The 23,050-nt window shown below is 39.5% G+C and carries 22 protein-coding genes; 16 read left to right on the forward strand and 6 right to left on the reverse strand.

The annotated features are described in order from the left end of the window. Positions 1-11: 11 nt before the first annotated feature. From cysC to cysI, 8 genes are all read left to right on the forward strand, one after another. Positions 12-614, forward strand: a complete 603-nt coding sequence (gene cysC / locus H514_RS0100440) for an adenylyl-sulfate kinase (RefSeq protein WP_027445177.1) — start codon at positions 12-14, stop codon at positions 612-614. Positions 615-669: 55 nt separating this feature from the next. After that, positions 670-1,389: a phosphoadenylyl-sulfate reductase gene (locus H514_RS0100445; protein WP_027445178.1), complete on the forward strand. Its 720-nt coding sequence runs from the start codon at positions 670-672 to the stop codon at positions 1,387-1,389. Between the two features lie 77 nt (positions 1,390-1,466). Further along, positions 1,467-2,234 carry a uroporphyrinogen-III C-methyltransferase gene (gene cobA / locus H514_RS0100450; protein WP_027445179.1) on the forward strand — a complete coding sequence of 256 codons (768 nt, stop codon included), beginning with the start codon at positions 1,467-1,469 and terminating at the stop codon, positions 2,232-2,234. A gap of 30 nt (positions 2,235-2,264) precedes the next feature. After that, on the forward strand, positions 2,265-3,083 hold the full coding sequence (locus H514_RS22070; RefSeq protein ID WP_081672869.1) for a sirohydrochlorin chelatase: 819 nt from the start codon (positions 2,265-2,267) through the stop codon (positions 3,081-3,083). After that, complete coding sequence (locus tag H514_RS0100460; protein WP_027445180.1) at positions 3,058-3,699, forward strand: NAD(P)-binding protein; 642 nt, start codon at positions 3,058-3,060, stop codon at positions 3,697-3,699. Before H514_RS22070 ends, H514_RS0100460 begins: the two co-directional genes overlap by 26 nt. Next, on the forward strand, positions 3,683-4,492 hold the full coding sequence (locus tag H514_RS0100465; RefSeq protein WP_027445181.1) for a uroporphyrinogen-III synthase: 810 nt from the start codon (positions 3,683-3,685) through the stop codon (positions 4,490-4,492). Before H514_RS0100460 ends, H514_RS0100465 begins: the two co-directional genes overlap by 17 nt. Before the next feature lie 29 nt (positions 4,493-4,521). Further along, positions 4,522-6,351 (forward strand): assimilatory sulfite reductase (NADPH) flavoprotein subunit, encoded by a 1,830-nt coding sequence (locus tag H514_RS0100470; protein ID WP_027445182.1) that lies wholly within the window; start codon positions 4,522-4,524, stop codon positions 6,349-6,351. 24 nt (positions 6,352-6,375) lie between these two features. Next, positions 6,376-8,091, forward strand: a complete 1,716-nt coding sequence (gene cysI, locus H514_RS0100475; RefSeq protein WP_027445183.1) for an assimilatory sulfite reductase (NADPH) hemoprotein subunit — start codon at positions 6,376-6,378, stop codon at positions 8,089-8,091. 85 nt (positions 8,092-8,176) lie between these two features. On the opposite strand, the gene H514_RS0100480 is transcribed toward cysI, so the two are convergent. Beyond that, positions 8,177-9,643, reverse strand: coding sequence for an ankyrin repeat domain-containing protein (locus H514_RS0100480; protein ID WP_027445184.1), 1,467 nt, complete (start codon positions 9,641-9,643; stop codon positions 8,177-8,179). Between the two features lie 217 nt (positions 9,644-9,860). Here H514_RS0100480 and H514_RS24155 point away from each other — a divergent pair, with 217 nt between their 5' ends. From H514_RS24155 to H514_RS0100505, 5 genes are all read left to right on the forward strand, one after another. After that, positions 9,861-11,975, forward strand: a complete 2,115-nt coding sequence (locus tag H514_RS24155; RefSeq protein ID WP_081672871.1) for a lamin tail domain-containing protein — start codon at positions 9,861-9,863, stop codon at positions 11,973-11,975. Between the two features lie 180 nt (positions 11,976-12,155). Next, positions 12,156-12,641, forward strand: coding sequence for a hypothetical protein (locus H514_RS0100490; protein WP_027445185.1), 486 nt, complete (start codon positions 12,156-12,158; stop codon positions 12,639-12,641). Further along, entirely contained in the window at positions 12,625-13,116 is a 492-nt protein-coding gene (locus H514_RS0100495) for a CBO0543 family protein (RefSeq protein WP_027445186.1), read from the forward strand. The genes H514_RS0100490 and H514_RS0100495 overlap by 17 nt, the downstream gene beginning before the upstream one ends. A 200-nt stretch (positions 13,117-13,316) precedes the next feature. Next, positions 13,317-13,484, forward strand: coding sequence for an aspartyl-phosphate phosphatase Spo0E family protein (locus tag H514_RS24160; RefSeq protein WP_081672872.1), 168 nt, complete (start codon positions 13,317-13,319; stop codon positions 13,482-13,484). 64 nt (positions 13,485-13,548) lie between these two features. Beyond that, complete coding sequence (locus H514_RS0100505) at positions 13,549-15,141, forward strand: ATP-binding protein (protein ID WP_027445187.1); 1,593 nt, start codon at positions 13,549-13,551, stop codon at positions 15,139-15,141. Positions 15,142-15,249: 108 nt separating this feature from the next. On the opposite strand, the gene H514_RS0100510 is transcribed toward H514_RS0100505, so the two are convergent. The 4 genes from H514_RS0100510 to H514_RS22080 are packed head-to-tail and all read right to left on the reverse strand — an operon-like array spanning position 15,250 to position 17,951. Then, a complete protein-coding gene (locus tag H514_RS0100510) occupies positions 15,250-16,365 on the reverse strand; it encodes a YeeE/YedE family protein (RefSeq protein ID WP_027445188.1) in 1,116 nt (371 codons plus the stop codon). A gap of 9 nt (positions 16,366-16,374) precedes the next feature. Beyond that, positions 16,375-16,629 carry a sulfurtransferase TusA family protein gene (locus tag H514_RS0100515; RefSeq protein ID WP_051254941.1) on the reverse strand — a complete coding sequence of 85 codons (255 nt, stop codon included), beginning with the start codon at positions 16,627-16,629 and terminating at the stop codon, positions 16,375-16,377. Between the two features lie 2 nt (positions 16,630-16,631). Next, positions 16,632-17,012, reverse strand: coding sequence for a rhodanese-like domain-containing protein (locus H514_RS0100520; RefSeq protein ID WP_036841476.1), 381 nt, complete (start codon positions 17,010-17,012; stop codon positions 16,632-16,634). A gap of 9 nt (positions 17,013-17,021) precedes the next feature. Beyond that, complete coding sequence (locus H514_RS22080; RefSeq protein ID WP_051254942.1) at positions 17,022-17,951, reverse strand: sulfurtransferase; 930 nt, start codon at positions 17,949-17,951, stop codon at positions 17,022-17,024. Positions 17,952-18,101: 150 nt separating this feature from the next. Here H514_RS22080 and H514_RS0100530 point away from each other — a divergent pair, with 150 nt between their 5' ends. Then, a complete protein-coding gene (locus H514_RS0100530) occupies positions 18,102-19,115 on the forward strand; it encodes a YVTN family beta-propeller repeat protein (protein WP_027445191.1) in 1,014 nt (337 codons plus the stop codon). Positions 19,116-19,212: 97 nt separating this feature from the next. Here H514_RS0100530 and H514_RS0100535 read toward each other — a convergent pair whose 3' ends face one another. After that, positions 19,213-19,824 carry an HD-GYP domain-containing protein gene (locus tag H514_RS0100535; RefSeq protein ID WP_036841473.1) on the reverse strand — a complete coding sequence of 204 codons (612 nt, stop codon included), beginning with the start codon at positions 19,822-19,824 and terminating at the stop codon, positions 19,213-19,215. 245 nt (positions 19,825-20,069) lie between these two features. Here H514_RS0100535 and H514_RS22085 point away from each other — a divergent pair, with 245 nt between their 5' ends. Next, complete coding sequence (locus tag H514_RS22085; RefSeq protein ID WP_081672873.1) at positions 20,070-22,355, forward strand: UvrD-helicase domain-containing protein; 2,286 nt, start codon at positions 20,070-20,072, stop codon at positions 22,353-22,355. 275 nt (positions 22,356-22,630) lie between these two features. Further along, entirely contained in the window at positions 22,631-23,020 is a 390-nt protein-coding gene (locus H514_RS0100545; RefSeq protein ID WP_051254943.1) for a PilZ domain-containing protein, read from the forward strand. Positions 23,021-23,050 lie beyond the last annotated feature (30 nt).

Below are 23,050 nucleotides of genomic sequence, written 5' to 3' on the forward strand. Positions count from 1 at the left end.
AGGAAAGATCAATGAAATCGACTCATATCACATGGCATGACTCAGAAATTTCGAAAGAAGACCGTCAAAATTTAAATCATCATCAAAGCCCAGTACTCTGGTTTACGGGATTATCTGGATCTGGGAAATCAACCCTCTCAGTTGAAGTGGAAAAAGCTTTGTACGAAAGAGGTGTTCATGCCTACCGATTAGACGGAGATAACATAAGACATGGGTTAAATAAAAACTTAGGCTTTAGCCCAGAAGATCGAACAGAAAACATCCGCCGTATTGGTGAAGTAGCTAAACTAATGAATGATGCTGGATTAATGACATTAACAGCATTTATTTCACCATATCGTGAAGACCGTGATAACGTACGCGCTTTATTTAATGAAGGGGAATTTATTGAAGTATATACAAAGTGTTCGCTAGAAGAAGCGGAAAGTCGAGACCCCAAAGGCCTTTACAAGAAAGCACGCTCAGGTGAGATAAAAGGATTTACTGGAGTGGATGCTCCTTATGAAGAGCCAAATGAACCGGAAATTATAGTAGAAACGGATAAGCAATCATTAGAAGAATCTGTTCAGGAAGTGATGGATCATTTGCATCGTATTGGAGCCATCTCCATTTAGGGGGTAGGTCAGAAATAGTTTCATGGCAACTATATCATTTTGTAGGGAGGTAACCATGAAAAATAAGTTATTGTTATATGAGAACTTTACCGGCGATCCATTTGAAGAATTTCAACCTGAGGATGAAACAAAAGGTGCAGCACACGTACTAGAATGGGCCTATAATACGTATGGTTCATCCCTTGTGTATGCCTGTAGTTTTGGTGCTGAAGGGATTGTATTGATTGACTTAATATCCAAAATTAAGAAAGATGCAAAAGTTGTATTTTTGGATACAGGAATTCATTTTCAAGAGACTTATAATCTTATAGATAAAGTGAAAGCTAGGTATCCAGAGCTTGATATTGAGATGAAGAAGCCTGAACTCACTTTAGAGGAACAGTCTGAGCAATATGGATCGGCTCTTTGGAATAGAAACCCTGATCAATGTTGCTATATACGAAAGATTAAACCACTTGAAGATGCACTTGATGGTGCTACAGCTTGGCTATCAGGTTTGAGAAGAGAACAGTCTCCAAGTCGTGCTAATACCAATTATGTTAATAAGGATGATCGATTTCAATCTATTAAGGTATGTCCTTTAATTCACTGGACATGGGAAAACGTATGGGAATATATCCAAGTAAACAACTTGGATTACAACGAATTGCATGATCAGGACTATCCAAGTATAGGTTGCATTCCTTGCACATTTAAAGCTGAGGGGGATGATCGTTCGGGGAGATGGAAAGGATTTAACAAAACGGAGTGTGGCCTTCATACGCCTGGTAATTAAGAAAAGCGCGAGCGCCCGGTTAGCATACTAGTGTGTAGAAGAACAGCACATTGAATATAAGAAGGGGGAGGAAACGAATGACAAAAGTGTACATCGTAGGTGCAGGGCCAGGCGATAGTGAGTTGATAACTGTAAAAGGTTTGAAGGCTATTCAGAATTCAGATGTAATTCTTTACGATCGCCTCGTGAATGAAGAATTACTGAACGAAGCACGTCCTGAAACGGAATTCATTTTTTGTGGAAAAGCTCCGGATAATCATTCTATGACACAATCAACCATTAATGGATTGCTCTGTAAGTTTGCATTACAAGGGAAAACCGTTACTCGATTAAAAGGTGGAGACCCATTTGTATTTGGTCGAGGTGGAGAAGAAGCAGAAGAGTTAGCCAAGAAGAACATTCCTTTTGAAATCGTTCCTGGCATCTCTTCTGGCATAGCCGCACCAGCCTATGCAGGTATCCCTGTTACTCACCGACATTATAGTTCATCGGTTGCTTTTATTTCAGGGGTGAGTAAGCTCGATAAAGATGAAGAAGAGTATTGGAAACATGTCGTTAAAAGTATGGATACCATTTGTATTTATATGGGTGTGAAAAAACTACCGGAAATTTGTGATCGTCTAATTCAGTTTGGTCGAGATCCTCATACTCCCATTGCGCTAGTCCATGCTGGAACAACAAAAGAGCAGAAGACCGTGACAGGTACCCTTGTAACGATCACAAACAAGGCAAAGGACATTCAAAATCCTTCGATGATTGTAATTGGAGAAGTTGTACGATTTAGAGAATCCATACAATGGTTTGAACAACAAATCGGCAATGAAGAAGAGAAGGTCCCCGTTTGAAAAGTGATGCGATAAAGGAGTGGCGTAGAGATGCAGGGAGTTTTATATGTCAGTCATGGAAGTCGGGTAGAGGAAGCAACAATTGAGGCTATTTCTTGCATCCGTGCTGCCCACCAACATGTAGGTACTTCTTTATGGGAAATCTGTTTCTTAGAACTTACTGACCCCACAGTTCAGCAAGGAATGGAACGATTAGTCCAGCAGGGGGCTACTTCCATAATCATTGTTCCTGTGTTGTTGTTAAGTGCTGGGCATTATTTTAAAGATCTCCCTCATGAAGTAGAAGGATTCAAGAAGCAATATCCAAACGTTACCTTTAGGTATGCAAAACCACTTGGTGTTCAAGAGCGAATTATAGATGTGCTAGTCGAGCGGATAGAAGAAGTCCGGTCTGAACCTGAAACAAATATAGATGTTTTGCTCGTTGGAAGAGGGAGTCGCTATCCCGAAACAAAACGTGATATAGAAGCCATTGCTCATAAGCTTAAAAAGAAACTGAACGGGGCTGAAACAGAAGTTTCCTATCTTGCTGCTGCTTCCCCAACTTTTGAGGAAGGCTTATCAACTACATTAACGAAACAAGGATCCCAGACAATTGTCGTCCCTTACCTTTGGTTTACAGGTAAGTTAATAGGTTCAATGCAGAAAAAAATTAACGACCTTAGAGAAAAGAATGTGGATATAAAACTCTGTGGTTATTTAAACAATCATCCCAATATGGTTCTTGCCCTATCTGATAGGGTGAATGAAGTTTTACAAAAACCAGCTGGTAGTGACATTGAGCACACATTTGATACCAGGACTAAAAAAGGTGGAGGTTATGTTGAGTACTATCCCTATAATGGTTGATTTAAGAGGGAAAGACGCTCTCATTATTGGGGGTGGCAATGTAGCTTATAAAAGGGCAAATCTATTATGTGAAAGTGAAGCTCGCATAACCATTGTAAGTCCAGAACTATCAAATCAATTAAAAGGAATGTGGCAACGAAAAGAAGTGAAATGGAAGAAGAAAAAGTTTGAACCAGAGGATTTACAAGGTGCCTATATAGTCGTCATTGCTACAAATGATACTGAAGTAAACGAGCAAGTACTTCATTCAGCAAAGCATGTTCCTTTCGTTAATGTTGCTAGCCATGCAGAGAGAGGAAACGTTCAATTTTCCAACTATATATCACGAGGAAAATTAACCATTTCGATATCAACCAACGGTGCGAGTCCTAAGTTATCTTCCAAAATAAAAAAAGATTTAGAAAAACAATTTGATGAAAGATACGAAGCGTATGTAGATTTTTTGTATGAATGTCGGCAAAGGATTAAGCATTCGTCTATTTCAAAAGAAGAACAAAACGAAATACTTTCTACACTTTTAAGTGAAGTTTATTTTGATAAGACCGAACAAGACCAATTTAAAGATTGGTTGGAACTTACACTGAAAGGGGGGCAAAAGGATGAAGGGGCTGGATAACAAACGCATTGCCGTAGCTGCTAGTCGAAAAGCAGATACTATTTCTATCCTCCTTGAAAAGAAGGGTGGAAAACCCATTCCTTACCCCATACAAGGTGAAATGGAACTCCATGAACAAACAAGTTTTCAAAATGTAAGAGATTTAGTCGAGCAACCATTTGAGTGGGTTGTTCTGACTACTGGTATTGGTTCAAAAACGCTTACTCAAGCCGCGGCAAATAATGCCTTGCATAACGCGTTTTTTGAGAAATTGAAGCAAACGAATATTGCCATCAGAGGAAGTAAAACCATGAGTTGGCTTAAAGAAAACGAATTATCTCCTACGATCGTTACTGAAGACGGTACAATGGAAACTTTGCTTCATGATTTAGAGAGAAGGAAATCACCTGAGTCTTATAATCGGTTATTTCTTCAAGCCTATAATCAGGATGATGCAGTATGGAAGGATGCTTTAGAAGATCTAGGATTTACGGTGTACCTTTCTCAGCCATATGCCTATAAACGTCCAGATGAACAAGTGACAAGGGATTTAAGACAAGAAATCATCAAGCAATCTATTGATGCTGTCCTTTTTACAAGTAAAACACAAGTTCAAAATTTATTTGAAAAGCAAGGGGATCATCAGCTTGTCCACTCATTTAATGATCAGGTATTGGCAGTGGCTGTTGGGAAGGTGACAGCAAAAGAGCTAGAAAAACAAGGAATTGTGCATGTCCTTCAGCCAGAAACCCCAAAAATGGGGGCTATGGTTGTGGAATTGGATAATTACTATCGTCAGAAAACAAGAACATAACACAAATTACTTTTGCGGAGGTGAACGTATTGCAGTTCCAGGTTATGAACAGCCCATTTAATGAAGAACAAGCAGAACTTTTAAATCGCCTATTATCGACTCTTAATGAAAGTCAAAAAGTCTGGTTAAGTGGATATTTGGCAGCCCCTTCATCAGCAGCTGCAGCTACTGTTGAAAAGGAAGTCTCACCAGAAAGCGCCACTGCTGTAGCCGCTCCTATAAACACACGTGAGGTAACCATACTCTATGGATCTCATACAGGAAATTGTCAGGAACTTGCTGAAAATCTATCTCAGAAACTAAAACAACAAGACTTTGATGTTACGCTTTCTTCCTTAGATGATTTTAAACCAAAATCAATCAAGAAAGTTGAAGATTTACTGATATTAACGAGTACTCATGGTGATGGGGACCCACCTGACAATGCCATGTCTTTTTATGATTTTCTTTTTAGTAAGCGTGCTCCTAAATTAGACGGGGTCCGTTATTCCATTTTAGCTTTAGGGGATAGCTCATATGAATACTTCTGCCAAACAGGTAAAGATTTTGATCAGAGGCTAGAAGAATTAGGAGCTGAACGCATTCATCCTAGAATAGATTGTGATGTGGATTATGAAGAACCTGCAGATGAATGGTTTACAGGTGTTATCAATCAATTAAATGAACAAAAGTCAGGACAACAAGGTAACCAAGCGTCTACTGGAGACCTTCAGGAACAGACCGCCGTTCACACGGAATTTTCAAAGAGTAACCCTTTTGAAGCGGAGATTTTAGAAAATATCGATCTTAATGGACGTGGCTCAAACAAAGAAACCCGTCACATTGAATTAGATTTAGAAGGATCGAATCTAGAATACGAACCAGGAGATAGTCTCGGTATTTTCCCTGAAAACGATTCTAGTTTAGTAGATACCTTGATTGAAGAGATGCAGTGGGACCCGCAAGAAAATGTAGCTGTCAACAAGCAAGGGGAGTATAGACCGCTTCGAGAAGCCCTTACCTCTTATTTTGAAATAACTAATCTAACCAAACCTTTGCTTGAAAAAGTGACCCAATTTACGAATAATGAAAAACTCACCCAACTTATAGCAGAGGATCAAGAAGAGCTTAAGGCTTATATTCATGGAAGAGATTTAATTGATTTGGTACGTGATTTTGGACCATGGCAAGTATCACCACAAGAATTCACTGGAATTCTACGAAAAATACCATTTCGACTCTATTCGATTGCTAGTAGTTCAAAGGCAAACCCAGACGAAGTTCATCTCACTATTGGGGCCGTACGCTATAACGCTCACAATCGTGACCGCACCGGGGTCTGCTCAGTACAATGTGCAGAACGATCAGAAATAGGAGATACACTGCCTATTTTCGTACAACGTAATTCGAACTTTAAGCTACCAGAAAACCCAGATACTCCAATTATTATGATTGGAGCTGGAACAGGTATAGCCCCATACCGAGCATTCTTGCAAGAACGAGAAGAAATAGAAGCGACTGGAGAGTCTTGGCTGTTTTTCGGAGAACAACATTTTGAATCCGATTTTCTATACCAAGTTGAGTGGCAAAGAATGCTTCAGGAAGGAACATTGACGAAGATGGATGTTGCTTTTTCTCGAGACAATACAGAAAAAGTATATGTGCAGCATCGCATGCTTGAAAAGAGTGATGAACTGTATCAGTGGATTAAAAATGGTGCACATGTGTATGTATGTGGCGATGAAAAGTACATGGCGAAAGATGTGCATGCTGCCTTACTAACGATTTTTGAAAAAGAAGGCAACATGACGCCAGAAGAAGCAGAAGAATTTCTTTCTGAATTACGTAAAACGAAACGATATCAAAGAGATGTTTATTAATTATATATAAAGGAGCGTTCTGAGATGGCGAAGCAGCAATTCCCTTATCATGGTGGCCCTCCAAGTGAAATGGAAGGGATAAAGGAAAAAAGTAACTTTTTACGAGGTACTCTGTTAGATAGTATGCAAGATCCGATTACGGCTAGTGTACCAGTAGAAGATACGAAAATCATCAAATTTCATGGTAGCTACATGCAGGATGACCGTGATGTGCGAAATGAACGTAAGAAAAAGAAGCTTGAGCCTGCATATCAATTCATGGTGCGAATCCGTGCAGCAGGAGGTGTTGCTACTCCAAAACAATGGCTCGTTATGGATGAACTAGCAAACACTTATGGAAATAAGACATTGAAGTTAACGACTCGTCAGGCGTTTCAACTACATGGGATTTTAAAGTGGAATATGAAAAATACGATCCAATCTATCGATCAAGCATTAATGGATTCCATAGCGGCATGCGGTGATGTGAACCGTAATGTAATGTGTAATCCCAACCCATACCAATCCCAGATACACTCAGAAGTTCACGAATGGGCCCAACAGGTGAGTGACCACCTAACGCCAAGGACAGAGGCCTATCATGAAATTTGGCTAGATGAAGAAAAAGTTGTCGATAGTCGAGAACCTGAAGAGGTGGAACCGATTTATGGGACGTACTATTTACCGCGTAAATTTAAAATCGGAGTAGCTGTCCCTCCTTCGAACGATGTAGATGTCTTTTCTCAGGATCTAGGCTTTATTGCCATCTTAGAAGATGGTGAATTAAAAGGTTTCAATGTTGCGGTTGGAGGGGGAATGGGAATGACCCATGGGGATCCGAATACTTACCCTCAATTAGCTCGTGTCATTGGATTTTGTTCAGCTGAGAATATTGTTGATGTAGCAGAGAAAATCGTAACCATACAAAGAGACTATGGAAATCGATCTGAACGGAAAAATGCTCGTTTTAAATATACGATTGATAGAAATGGGATAGATTGGCTGAAGGAGGAGCTGAATACCAGACTAGGATGGTCGCTTGAAGAGGCGCGTCCTTATTCCTTTGACCATAATGGGGATCGTTATGGTTGGGTGAAAGGGGAGGATAAATGGCACCTCACTCTATTCATTCAAAACGGGCGTGTATTCGATTCAAAGGAAGTTTCCATGATGACGGGCTTACGGGAGATTGCTAAAGTTCATACAGGTGATTTCCGATTAACTCCTAATCAAAATTTGGTCATTGCGAATGTATCTGAAGAAATGAAAGGGGCTATTCAGGAACTTGTTGATCAGTATGGTCTTACAGATGGAAAACATAATTCAAGTTTACGTCAGAATTCAATGGCCTGTGTATCGATGCCAACATGTGGTCTAGCTATGGCGGAAGCTGAACGTTATCTTCCTTCCCTTATAGATAAAATCGACAATATACTTGATCAAGCTGGTCTCTCTAATGAGGAAATAACCATACGTATGTCAGGTTGCCCGAATGGATGCTCTCGACCAGCATTAGCTGAGATAGCTTTCATTGGTAAGGCTCCAGGAAAGTATAATATGTATCTTGGGGGAGGATTTAAAGGCGACCGATTAAACAAACTTTACCGAGAAACCATAGGAGAAGAAGAAATTTTAGAAATCTTAAACACACTCTTGTTTGAATATGCCAAACATCGAGAAGAAAATGAACATTTTGGTGACTATGTCATTCGCGCAGGATATGTGAAAGAAGTAAAATCAGGATTAGACTTTCATGAATAAAGTATAGGAAGAGTCGCAACGTAACATAAAAGTGCCTGACCCCCAGTGCAGTAACGCATTAACGTACTGGGGGTCAGGCACCGCTTTATTCTCTGTATTGATCTTGAATTGGACTGTCGCAGGTTCCGCATTGTTTCGGAAAGTTATCGAAGACTACATAATCTGTTTTTCTATTTATTACCTTGGCGTTCTTGTATTGGTTGGCTACATCTATTCCTTGTTGGATAGTTGGAAAATCGCCTATGTGCTTCTCACCCTGATAGACACTTGATGGCTTATTATCCCAAATTGGAACATTAGGGGTGTAGACTTCAGCTTGTTCATACTGTTTTGCATAAGCGATAGCTTTATCGCGGTCATAGAAACGCTTCTTTACGTTTTCATGAACCGTTACAGTGAATTCTGGTGGAAATTCTTCGTGACTCACTTGTTCTTTCTTTTGCCTATACTGTTCAATGACCTCTAACACATCATAATGACCCTCAGCTCGAGCAAAGCGAATAGCATTCCAGCCTGCATTATTTTCAAGAGTAGGATCAGCACCGTGTTTCAGTAAGGTTTCAACTAAATCGACATGACCATCCTCAGCTAATCGCATTAAAGGTGTCATTCCCATATTATCAGCGCCCATATCTGGTTGTGCACCGCCTTCCACGAGGAGTTCAATCATTCGATATTGTTCAGACCAGTAGAGCTCGTGTAAGATGCTATTTCCCGTATCACGAGTGATATTTGGATTATAACCTAATGCTAAAAATTGTTTCACAGCATATGTATCGTTTGTTGTAATGGCGTATTTAAATTCGTCTTTACCTAGTGTGTAATCAAGGGACTTGAGAATTTCTTCCGGACTTTTACCGGCAATATTCCAATTCTCACAATCTTCTAGGCTATACTTTCCACTTTTCATTTCTCTGTCCAGAAGCTCGATGATTTCTTTTCGGTCATCACGTCTCACGCTGATCGCTTTATCCTTAGCTGTTTCACCACGCATATCGGTACAAAGAGGGTTGGCTCCATGGTCTAATAAAAGCTGAACCATTTCCTTTGTCCCATCAAACTTCGCTGCTGCCATTAGGGGAGTAATGCCGTGAATATTAGGTGAGGTTGGATCTGCTCCATGTTCCAGCAATGAAACAGCAGCATCGTAATGTTTTGGCCTCCAGCCGTCGTTGGCTGCTGCGATGGAAATAGGGGTGATCTCCTCCGTATCCTCACCTTGATTCGTAAAGTTCGGATCCACACCTTCTGCTAACAAAAGTGGCACACTCTCCGGAGAGTAGTGAGCTGCCCATAAGATTGGCTTATCTCCATATTCATTCATATGAGTAAGGTCAACACTTCCTTCTTCAATGATTTTTTTCACTTCAGATACCTTGTTATCCATAAGATTAGACATCAAGCGGTCATAATCGGATTTTTCTGAAGTAGATTCAGTTTCACTTGTATTGGCCTCAGTAGAGTTTAAGTTAAGCTGACTGATTATAGTCGGCCATAATATGATGTTGCCAATGATTAATAATAAAAAAAGGATCTTATTCGATTTTGTCATCTCTTGCTCTCCTTCTATTAAATTACAACGAGTTTCATTATACCATGGGTGCCTGACCCCCGGTGCTGTAACGCATTAACGTACTGGGGGTCAGGCACTGTTATGAAATTTGGAATATATAAACCTAAATAACCGGTCGTATTTACCCGTATAAGCAGAAGGAAAAAGATGCTAGCATATGTATGTAAGCGCACAATTAAAGAAAAAGGAGGAAATTATGCATTTATCTGTTAAGAAGTTCATGTTTCTTTTGCTTCCGGTATTATTGTTCGGTATTATCACGCTATCTAATCAGCAGGTGTTTGGAGAGGGAGCTACAGATCCGGCACCTACGATTGATGCGCGAGGTAGTGTTAACGGCCTCCAGGTTTTATTTGATAACACTCATGGACAGACAGCAGGAGCAGCAGATTGGGTCATTGACGGAGGATTTTCAGATTTTGCAAATGCCATTGCTGATAATGGCTATGCTGTAAAAGAACTGCGTAAACAAGGCGCGATCACGTATGATGATCTTAAGGATTACGATGTTTTCGTTATGCCTGAGGCGAATATTCCGTACAAATCCACTGAGCAGGATGCCATCATTCAGTACATACAAAATGGTGGTAGTGTATTTTTTATCTCCGATCACTATAATGCGGATCGTAACCTGAACCGTTGGGATTCTTCAGAAGCTTTTAACGGTTACCGAAGAGGTGCTTGGAACGATCCAACAAAAGGGATGAGCACAGAAGAGGCGAATTCCGATCGCATGACAGGAGTTCAATCTTCTGACTGGTTAGCAAACAATTTTGGAGTGCGATTCCGCTATAACGCACTTGGGACCGTAACGGCTGATAACATTGTGGCACCAAGCCAGTCGTTTGGAATCACAGAAGGCGTGAGTACGGTTGCGATGCATGCAGGATCAACACTTGCCATTTTAGATCCAAATAAAGCAAAAGGGATTGTTTATCTACCACAAACAGACGCAGCGTGGTCTTATGCAGTAGACCAGGGCGTGTACAATGGTGGTGGCGTTGAAGAAGGTCCTTATGTTGCTATTTCAAAATTAGGAGCAGGTAAAGCAGCGTTCATCGGTGACTCCTCACCAGTCGAAGATAGCACTCCAAAATATAAACGAGAAATGGATGGAACGACTAAAACAACCTATGATGGGTTCCAAGAACAAGACGACGCAACACTCCTAACGAATTTAATCGATTGGTTAGCTGCACAAGAAAGTTATACAAGTTTTGATCAAGTAAGCGGGTTAGAGCTAAGCCCAGAAACACAATTATTAAGCATGGAAAATCCACAAAATTCTACGGAACCTGAATCAGAGCCCTGGTCTCAGCCAGATGCAGGTTATGATTGGTGGGATCCAACAACGTTTGCGTCAGGATCTTACGGACCGATTGATGGAAGTGGTGGAGATACAGGTGGCGATGGTACAGGCGCTGGCGTCTTCATTTCTGAATATGTAGAAGGTAGCAGCTATAATAAAGCGCTCGAAATCTACAATGGAACTGGATCAAGTATCGACCTTTCCAATTATTCAGTGGAACTATCGAATACATCATCCGATATTGCTTTATCCGGGACACTGGCTGCTGGGGATGTTTTTGTAGTAGCCAATCCAAACGCGTCAACTTCAATTCTGAGTGAAACAGATCTACAAGATTCAGGTGTAGCGTTTAACGGAGATGATCAAGTTACCTTGAAGGAAAATGGAACAGCGATTGATGTGGTAGGTGTATCGGGAAGTACATGGGGTGAAGATACAACGCTTGTACGAAACGATACGGTATCTGAGGGTGTAACCTCCTATGACAGCAGCCAGTGGGATTCCTATGCTGGGGATACATTCAGCTATTTAGGTACTCATAGCGCACCGATAAGTGGCGGCGGTTCATCCTCTGAGCTGTTTTTCTCAGAATATATTGAAGGAAGCAGTTATAACAAAGCACTCGAGATTTATAACGGAACAGGTTCTTCGATTGATTTATCGAGTTACACGATTGACCTGTCCAACACAGGAAGTTCAATCACATTAAGCGGCACACTAGCATCAGGTGATGTTTTTGTTATTGCAAATCCAAATGCAAGTACGAGTATTCTATCTGAAACGGATCAGCAAGACAGTGGTATAGCCTTTAATGGCGATGACTCTGTAACCTTACTGAAGAACGGAACAGCGATAGATGTAATTGGAACAGCTGGTTCAGTTTTTGCGGAGGATACAACCCTAGTACGAGAAAACACAATCACCGATGGAACTACAACCTATGAATCTAGTGAGTGGACCACTTACAGTCAAGATACATTCTCTTATTTAGGTAGTCGGTAATAATAGAGTGCCTGACCCCCGATGCGGTGAAGTATTAACGCATTGGGGGTCAGGCACCTTTTTTTTAGAAGTATTTATAATTCTGAATTGGGAAAGATAAGGGATACATCTATTTTAGAGTTTTAATTATAAAAAGTTATAAAGTTATACGGAAGTGTATAAATGAAGGAGATATGTCTTATGATTGGACTTCCTCTCACTATATTATTGACTATATTTATATCTCTTTTCTTTTTCTTTCAAAGGAAAAGCTTTACTTTTACAGAGAATTCAATTGTTTTTATGATTATTACGATTTTAACAACCAATGTTATTACTATATTGAACTTAAACCTACAAATGATTAAAACAACAGAAAATCCGTTTTTATTTCCTGCAGTTCTTCTGTATCGAAATATAATCATTCCATTGCTTGTTTTAAGTTTGATTAATGTTTCTCACGCGTGGTCAACGTTAAAAGGAAAATTTTTTTATTTCATTTTTATTTTTGCTTGTATTAATGGAATTGAAACACTATTAATTTTTATGGACGTATTTAAATTGATTAAATGGAATTCCTTCAATTCAGCCATTATTAATGTTGCATACCTTTTTATCGGATTAGGGAGTTCAAAAATTGTTTTGTTAGTTTCTAGAAGGAGTTTAAAGAATGATAGTGGTTTATGAAACAGCTTTTGACTGGAATGAATGGTTTGTTATTATTACTCTTGTATCTTTAAGTTTCTTTATTTTCAGGATCCCTAAAATTTTTCCTCCTATTGAGGCGATTGGGTATTATTTATTTGGGATAACGATTGTGTATTTCTTTGATCACACAACAAGTGTTAGACCATGGGATTTGTATGATGTGAATGACAGTTCAAAATATCAACTAATGGACTTTATATATTATGTAATGAATGGTCCGTTTAGTTATATGTTTATATACCTATACTCAAAACTGAATATAAAGGGACATTACAATATTCTCTACATCTTTATTTGGTCAAGCTTCTCCGTTTTAGCTGAATGGATCGGGGTCAAAATCGGTTTATTTCATTACGATAAAGGATATAACATGTATTGGTCATTACCAATATACATGTTAGTTCAAATCATACTAATCATCTACTACCATCTCGTACAAATATCTAAGAAGTAAATTGGATTAGAGGAGGTTGAGAGATGAGGGTTCTATACATAATTAATAGGATAAGGAAACAGACCGTAAAATATACAAAGTGTAACACAAAACGTTTATTTGCGGTCTGTTTGTTATGATATACAAAAATCATCTATTCTTTTTACTTCCTTTTTTTAGTACAATAATAGTAATAAGTCATTTATATGTGAGGTCGTTATGTGGAATTGAAGAGCTTAGAGAGTGAGATTAAAAGATTACAGACGCAATTATATGATATAGGCAAAGAGACAGACGAATACTCTAGTGGAGAGATTCTTAAGCTGAGTGAAGAGTTAGATAAGAAGATTATCCTTTATCAAAAGCTGCAATACGGCATCAACAATTAACTCTAAACTTATATAAAATTTCTCCAGGGTCAATGATCACACCTGGTTGCTAGGGGCGTGCGGGATGAGTAGTTTTGAAACATACATAGAAAACTCTAAAAGAAATTGTTCAGAACTGTATGGGTTAGACCCAGAAGTTATACCGAAGTTAAAAGTGGGACTTACAGAAGAGGAACTCGAGCGGAAGAAGGAAATCTTCTCAAGTGTTTTGGGTATCGTTAAGCACTTTATGCAAAAGTTAATCTATTATATGGATGGGACTCCAACACTTGTTATTATAACGGATCATGAAGGTTCTGTTCTTGATATATATGGCGATCCGAGTATAAAAGAAATGGTCGATGCGATTGATCTTAAGGTAGGAGCTCAGTTTTTAGAAGAAGAGGTTGGGACCAATTCGGTGTCACTAGCCTTAAGACATGAAGAACCAATTGCTTTAATAGGTAATGACCATTACCAGCAAGCTCTATCAGGCGTTGCTTGTTATTCAGCTCCTTTTGCTTATTTTGATGAGGGAGGTCTTGCTGGAACCGTCTCGATGATGACACTGATTGACTACGCCAGTCAGTTCCATTTGGGGCTTCTTTCGTCTGCCGTGGATTCCATAGAAAGAGAACTTCAATTACAGAAGCAAAACGAGCAGCTTCAATTGCTGAATCAGGTATTAATCAATTCTACTCCACTAGGTATCGTGATGACCGATAACTATGGAAGTGTTTTGGAATATAATACGGCTGCAGAAGAAATAACGGAGATACCAAAAGAATTTATCTATGAAACAGGGATTGGACAAATTGCAGAAATAGAAAACTACATAAACCAAGCTTTGATGAATGGAGAAAAGATCGAGAATAAAGAGATCACGATGATAATGAAGGATGGCCAATCGAAAGTGTGCCATTTAGATGTGTTTCCTCTATTTAGCGAAGGTCAAATCATTGGAGCTTTTGCACAATTTAGGGATATGACTCAATACCATGAACTTCAGAAACAAGTGGTTGAATCTGAAAAACTATCGGCAATAGGTAAGTTGGGAACCGGACTGGCCCATGAAATCCGAAATCCACTTACTTCGATTATGGGATTAACCCAATTGCTGCAAGAAAACAACCAACAAAATAAATATCTTGAAATTATCACAGACGAACTAGAGAGAATGGCAAGTTTGGTCAATCAGTTCGTGATCTTAGGGAAACCGACAGATATTCAGCGTGAAAGCTGTGATGTAAATAGACTTCTATCTAATACGGTTGAATTAATGAAAAGCAACACACGTTTGCAAAATAGTACAATTACGTTTCAACCATCTCAGTACAATCTTGAAACTCAGATTGATCCATCAAAAATTAAACAAGTCTTGATTAATTTTATTAAAAACGCATTAGAAGCGATGCCGAATGGTGGAGAAGTTGTCGTAGATTCAGCTTTACTAGAGGAAACTGAAGAAGTACACATCTCGATTCAAGATAACGGAGAAGGGATGACAGAAGAAGAGATAAGCCAATTAGGTAAGCTCTTTTTCACAACGAAGGAAAATGGCATTGGAATGGGCCTACCGATCTGCTTTGATATCGTAAAAGCCCACCTTGGAAGAGTTGAATATGATTCAGAAAAAGGACAGGGTACCCAGGTAAATCTGTACCTTCCTGTTAGCTAAAAATAAAGTGCCTGACCCCCAGTGCGTTAATGCTTTAATGCGGTGGGGGTCAGGCACTATTTTTTCGACAAATTCCGGGGCGTGACAGGCACCGGAATTTGTCGAAAATTAATCCAAATCCAGTTTTTGAAATAACAGTAATGGCATTTTAAAGATATAGGCTGTTGCGATGAAGACGCCTAGGATCATTCCGACGACAACGATGATGCTGCTTAAGGAAAGTCCTCCTAATCCAGGGATCACATTGGCAATGTTACAGCCAGGTGCTAGGCGGGAGGAGATGCCCATGATTAAGCCGCCACCGATTGCGTATGGAAGGCGTCTTGCTTTTGGATAACGGATCTTGAAGCTCTTACTTAACAGAGCAGAGATGAAGGCACCGACGATCATGAAGATGATGAGGGTTTCTTCTGGTCCAAGTCCGATTGTAGGGAAGTCAGCGAACATTTGATTTAAATACGTATTGTTATAGACAAAGTCCTCTCCAAACACGAATGAAAGGGCTACCCCTGCGATCCTAGTTTCAGGTCCTGTAATACTAATCGTAGATAAAAGGATAAACTGCAACGTCGCAACGACACCAAGTAAAAATGCAACAAGACGTATATCCCAATGTGATTTTGTTAGTGGATTTCCTTTAAGGTCTTGAATGGAATCCTTCACTCCTTGGATTACACCTTTAATGCCGAATTGGCGGATCGTAATGAATAGCATAAATCCGACCACGACTAAAGGTAAAAGAAGGTAGGGAAGATTCAACTGATAAAAGGAAAAGCCAGTTTCGGTTGCTTGAAGAGGCTCCTGGACTGCAGCTCCCCATGGATCATAGATGAGGGCAAACAAAATATTGCCGGCTAACATGCTTGCGATAACAATCCAAAATTGGATATATCCCATTCCTGCTCGGTAAAGAGCACCTGAGGCACAGCTACCTGCAATCGTCATGCCAATGCCAAAGATAACGCCACCGATCAGGTTCATCCCACCAACGGGTACGGACCAAACCTGACCAATAGACGCCCAACCGAATGTAAGTGCTAATCCCCAGCCGACAAGGGCCGTTGCGATTAAAACAAGAACCCCTTTTCCGATGCGACTGTCACGTACGCTAATATAATCGCGAACGGAAGCCACAAAACAGAAATCTGCCTTTTGAATAAGAAATCCGTATAAGAAGCCAAAAACGGCTGCTAGGATAAAACGGTCAATTAAGAAAAACTCCATGAGATCACCTTACAACTTCTTTAAATAAATTTTGTAAATGCCGTTCTCTTCAACAATTCCAAGCACTTCTGCAAGTTTATTCATTTTTACAGCAGAAGGGATTGTTTTTGTTGCAATGGAATGGTCTGTTTCTTCCACAACAACTTCACCTGGTTTTGCTTTTTTAAGTGCTTTTAATGCAATGTTTAACGTGTGAGGGCAAACTTCACCGATTCCATCTACTGTATGATCAATTTGAACGTCTTTTAACTCTTCTGTACTCATGTTTATTCCTCCTCAGATGTTGGGTTATAAATCTCTGAAACTTCTTTCACGATATTGGTTTCACCAGTTTCAATCTTGCCTTGCCACTCCAGCATACCGCCTTCGTAGTTGCTGACTGCTTCAATGCCGTTCATCTTAAAAAACTTCGCAACTTCTTGACTGCGACGGCCACTGCGGCAAATGAAGACATAATCGTGATCTTTTTCAAATTCATCAATTAAGTCTACAATTTCGCTCATCGGAATTAACGGAATCCCAGGGATGTGGCCTTCAATATATTCTTCATACTCGCGAACATCTAGTAAAATCTTTGGTGTGGGATGATTCACGAGTTTTTGTAATTCAGGATAGTCGATCTGATTAATTCCTTCTAATTCCTTCATCAAAATCACCTACTTTTCAATTGGTGCGTCCGCTGTATTACCCCATTGAGCCCAAGAGCCTTCATATGGGCTAACTTTTTCATAGCCTAGTAGACGCAATGTGAAATAAGTGTGCGCGCCACGAACGTTTGTCTGGCAATATGGCACAACTTTTTTATCTTTTACAATTCCTGCGCCTTCGAATTGCTTAAGAAGTTCCTCATTTGATTTGAATACAGGAACACCATCTTCGTTTTTCGTAATTGAATTCTTCCATTCTAGGTGAACAGCGCCAGAAATATGTCCTCCGCGCTCAGCACGTACTTTTTCACCAGTATATTCAGCGTCAGAACGTGTATCTAAAAGAACAACATCATCGCTTTTTAGATTGTTTTTCACTTCTTCTTGTGAGGATTGAAGGTCTTTGTTTGCGGAAGCTTGGAAGTTTCCTTTAGTTGGATTTGCTTTTCCAGTGGCTACTTCATTTCCTGCATTTAACCAAGCTTGATATCCACCATTTAGAATTTTAACGTTCTTATGACCAAAGTACTCTAAGGCATAAAATAGACGAGCAGCTCCTAAGCTATTTCCACCGTCATAGACAACGACTGTGGAGTCATTATTAATTCCGATGTTTTGCATGGATTTTGTGAATGTGTCTGCATCAGCTAGAAATCCATCAACTTTATAATCTTTACGTGTTAAAGCTCCCCACGTCATGTTCACAGCACCTGGAATATGACCAGCTTCAAAGCCTTCTCCACGCATATCAACAAATTGGATGTTTTCATCGTCTTTATGTTCCTTTACCCATGACGCTTCGACTAATAAATCGCCATTTGCGTAACCTTCCTCTTCTGATTTTGCATTTGCATTGGTGTCTTGGTTACTTGAGCACCCTGCTATAAAAATTCCTAGTAATAAACTAAGGATTGCTAAACTTTTCTTCTTTAATTTCATGTTGTTTCCCCCTATTTGTCATGTGATCGAACCGATAATATCATTATCCCGATAAAAATACAAGGGATTAATTCACAGTAAACTTATATGAATTAATATATATAATGTGTTAGAATGATTTTTGTTACTTTTTAATAAGGAGAGACCAACATGTTGCAGCGATTAATGTTAAGTCTAGTTTTACCGTTATCCTTAGTGCTGACGGGTTGTGCGATGGTGACTAAAGCAGATTTAGAAAAACAAAAAGAAGCAGGTAAATTAACGAATGTTCAATTTTATGTCCCGAGTGAACAGGATCATAAAATTTCGATTATTGATATTCCAAGCAGTAAAGTGGTTGGAGAGATTAAAACAGGGAAGAAACCCGCAAATGTTGTGTTTACAAGTACAATGCGTAATGCATACGTAGCTAACCAGAACAGTAGTACCGTAGGAGTAATTGATACGAAGTCATTAAAGATGACTAAAGAAATTGAAGTAGGACCACGTCCACATGGAGTTGCTTTAACTCCCGATAACAAAAAACTTTATGTCACTGCAGTAGGCGATCAATACGTGTATGTGATCGATACGGAGAAGGAAAAAGTAGTGAATGAGATTGATATGGGATCTGGTGCGAAAACGAATTATTTAGCGCTTAATGATGGTCGTATGTATGTAAGTGATCATGAGAATAATCGCGTTTATGTTGTTGAAAATGATAAAAAAATCGATACGCTTGAAACAAAGCAGACGCCACGTGTTGTGAGGGTAAATCAGGATGGAAGCAAGTTGTATGTCGCTTCAGCTGGAAGCGGTACGATTGAGGTATTTAATACGAAAAGCTTGAAAAAAGAGAAAGAGGTTGAAGTAGGCGAAGGAGCAACAGACTTTGTGCTAAAAGAGGATGGTTCGCAGCTTGTATCGACCAATATGGAAGCAGGTAGTGTGACCATTAAAGATCTACAATCCAATAAAACACTTAAGACGATCGAAGGACTTGAATCACCGAAGCACATTTCCTTCAACCGAAAACAAACGAAAGCCTATATAACGTTAAATGGAACCAACAAGGTTGCTGTGATTGATATGGAAAAGCAAGAAGTGATTGAAACTATTGAAGTAGGAGAAGCACCACATGGAATTGAAATCAAAGCTTTACCTGGAATAGGCGGAAGCTGTTAGATTTTACGTGCCTGACCCCCACCGCGTTAAAGCATTAGCGCAGTAGGGGTCAGGCATTTTTTCGACAAATTCCGGGGCGTGACAGGCACCTCCCGATTTACATTTCTTCGAGAGCTTCTTTATTATATTGGTCATACCAGTCTTCTGGGAGATTGTTCTTTTCAATTAATGAAATAAATGTCTCGACTAGATCTCCGTCGTATTGTTTCCACTTACATCGTCTTAGTTCATGGATTGCTTCTTGGTGAGAGAGGTTGTTTTTATGATAGACTCTTCGATCATAAGTCATGGTATCGAATGAATCGCAAATTCGGATAATTCTTCCCTGTAAGGAGATTTCTTCGCCTTCTAACCTTCTAGGGTAACCTGTTCCATCCCAGTTTTCATGGTGGTCCCGGACAAATTTAGCTGGGCGCGTTTTTCCAAGAACCTTACGTACAATCGTGTTTCCAATGTGACTATGACTTTCTACAATCGTCATCTCAAGGTCAGTTAACCTACTGGGTTTCAACAAAATCTCACTTGATAACCCCATCTTCCCGATATCATGAAGTAAGGCAGAAATCCTCATATCTTCATCATAGCATTCAACTTCTTTAGCAAGCATTGTAGAAAGGTACATTACGCGGAAGGAATGATGTTTAAATACGTTTAGTACTAGATTGTCTTGAGCGATTTGGCTAAATAGATTTTCTGGACTTTGTTCCATCAGGATACCTCCTAATGTGAAATTCACTTCCACAATAATTGTAAAATCATTTTATCATAATTTTTGTAAACATCTATTCCTATGTGCTTAATCAGTATAGGAGTGCCTGACCCCCGCCACGCTAATGCTTTAACGCGGTGGGGGTCAGGCACTTTTTTTGGCACCTTTTCGACAAATTCCGGGGCGTGACAGGCACCCGTCGAATTGATAAACTATGAACACATCAATGTATAGGACGTGTAAGCATGCAAAACTCCACGATGCCCTCTCAAAAGTTAGAGGAAAACCGTGAACTCCACTTCCCTGAAGGGGCAACCAAGAAAGAAATTCCAAAAGCTGAAATGGCCAATTCTAAGACGACGGTTGAATTGGTGAGTGACCAAGAACCTGATGCCTATTATTTTCGTTCCCTAGAACAAAAAGGTGTGAAGTTGAACGAACCACAGCTTCAAGCAACTCGACACCTGGATGGACCAGCCTTGGTACTTGCTGGGGCAGGGAGCGGGAAGACCAGAGTTCTGTCATCTCGTGCTGGGTATTTACTTTCGATCCACAATGTAAATCCAAAGCAGATCTTATTACTAACCTTTACGAAAAAGGCTGCCGACGAAATGAAAGAACGCATTGGATTGTTACCAGGCCTCTCTCCAAGAAGCGTGAGAGAAATAACAACGGGAACTTATCACTCTATTTTCTTGAAGCTTTTAAAAGGAAGAGGGGATTCGCGGAGCATCTTAAGTAATGAGAAACGCAAGCATATCTATTTGAAAAACATCATGAGAGAGATGAATGTAAAAGATGATTATGAACCTGAATCATTGCTCGCGATCTTATCTCATTACAAAAATAATATGACTCCCGTGGAAGGACTACCTACCGAAACACCGGTTGAAAAAGAAGTGAAAAAGATTTTAACGAAATACGAAAAGATCAAGCATCAAGAAGGATATATGGACTTTGATGATATTTTGCTAGATGCTTATCACTTGTTGAAGCAGGACCAGCACGTACTAGATATGTTGCAAAAGCGATACTCTTTTGTGTTATGTGATGAGTGGCAAGATACGAATCCCGTTCAATATGAATTAATTAAAATGATCGCTGCGCCTCAAAATAACCTGTTTGTCGTGGGGGATGATGACCAGACAATCTATGAGTTTAACGGTGCTGATTCCTCCATTATTTTAAATTTCAACAAGCAGTATCCGGGAACGAAAACCTATAAGTTGGATATTAATTATCGTTCGAATACCAAAATTGTTGGATTAGCTAATAATGTCATCTCGATCAATAAACAGCGTTATGAAAAGACATTACAAGCGTCAAAAGAAAATGAAGCATCACCTTCCTTTTTACGACCGAAAGATCCAAATGAGGAAGCGGAAAAAGTGGTTCAACAAATCGTGAATGAGGTTAGCGAGGGGAAACGATCTTATCGAGAGTTTGCGATATTGTATCGTGCTAATAGCAACAGCCGTGCGATTTTTGACCAGTTTGTTTTACAAGGCATTCCTTTTGTAACTTATGGAGATACGAATACCTTTTATGAACAATCAATTGTAAAACCAGTGATAGACCACTTGCGTTTAGCGCTGGATGCCAAAAATATGGACGCTGTTTATGGCATGTTGCCAACGCTTTATCTCAACCGGGAAAAAACGTCCGATTTTATCTGGAACAAAGAGTCAAGGGATCCAAAGAAACACCTTTTATCGCACGCTCTGGACTTAACGCATTTAAAGGAGTTTCAGAAAAAGCAAATCAAGGAACGCATTCAATTACTGGACAAAATCCGGACCATGAAGCCTCTAGAAGCGGTAAGAGAGATTCGCTCATTTTATGATAAGTATATAGATGCCAATGAGAAAAAGAACCTCACGATGCATAAAGAAATGGTGAAAGATACCTTATCAGAGATCGAATCTTCAGCAAGCCGATATAAGACAATCGATGAATTTTTGGCGTTCGTTGATGAAATCATTGAAAAGAACAAAGACATGGTAGCGTTACGAAAAAATCCTGAAGCGGATGTCGTGAAAGTCATGACGATTCACAAATCAAAAGGGCTTGAGTTCCCCGTCGTTTTTCTAATCGGTGCTTCAGAGAACGTTCTACCACATCGATCTGCTTTAGATGCAAATGAGCGAAAAGATATGGTTATCGATTCAAAAAAGAAAATCGCTGCAGCTATTGAAGGGGAACGTCGTCTTGCTTATGTGGCCATAACCCGAGCAGAGGAAGAGTTGGTCATCAGCTCACCATGCACTTTTCGAGAGAAGCAGGTCCCGATTTCACGGTTTATTATGGATGTTTTTTCGCCTGAGCAACGAAATATTAAATATGCTAAGAAGAATAAAAATCAGGGTCAATCATCCGGCGAAAAGGTATCCATATTGGTTTGGGCATGCACGAGTAATGATTGTATTGCCTGGAAGCGTATTGAGACTTATAAAGATACGTTAGTAAAATCAGTCGATTGTCCGTTGTGTGGAGGAACGATGGTGCAGGGGAATCGTGAGGTGGAGAAATAGAGAGTGGTCCCCCTTTCATTCAGGGTTATTAAAGGATTCCATCTATCAAAGTGGACCATATATACTATAAACTGAACCTTTGGCGTATATTTAGTTGACGAGTTTATGAAGGGCATACAAAATAATAGGTGATACTACTATTTTCCCCCTTTTTAATAGTAGATATTATAGAAGAGAACAGATGTAAAAAGATACATTGTCTCAATAGAATGAATAGCCATTTTAATAAACGAGGGAATGTATCTATTCTGTTCTAAAAGAACGGAGAGAAGAGTATGGCATATATGTTTTCGAATCGTACAGAAGGGTTTCGGTATCAATTTGGTAACCCTTTACCATGTCATTTTCAGATTAAAAAGGTAGATGGAGAGTTAATTGATTCATCTGAAGGCCCAGCTTCTATTCAAGATATTAGTCCGAGTGGAATGAGATTCAACTCAGAATTGTTCATCCCCGAAACAGAGCAAAAGGATATTCAATTATCGATCCGGTTTACTCTTAATGAATATGAATATAAATTTTTTGGCTCTATCGTCTGGAAAAAAGAGTATGAACATACATGTGATTATGGAATTCAGTTAGATATAGGGCAAGAAGAAGAAGAGGAGTTAATAGAACAATTAAAAGTTTATTCTAAACGTTTGCTAAAAGAAAATAATAAATAAAAAGTCATCATCTATGTTGCCTGTTCCTCC

Source organism: Pontibacillus marinus BH030004 = DSM 16465, assembly GCF_000425225.1.
GTDB classification, from domain to species: domain Bacteria; phylum Bacillota; class Bacilli; order Bacillales; family BH030062; genus Pontibacillus; species Pontibacillus marinus.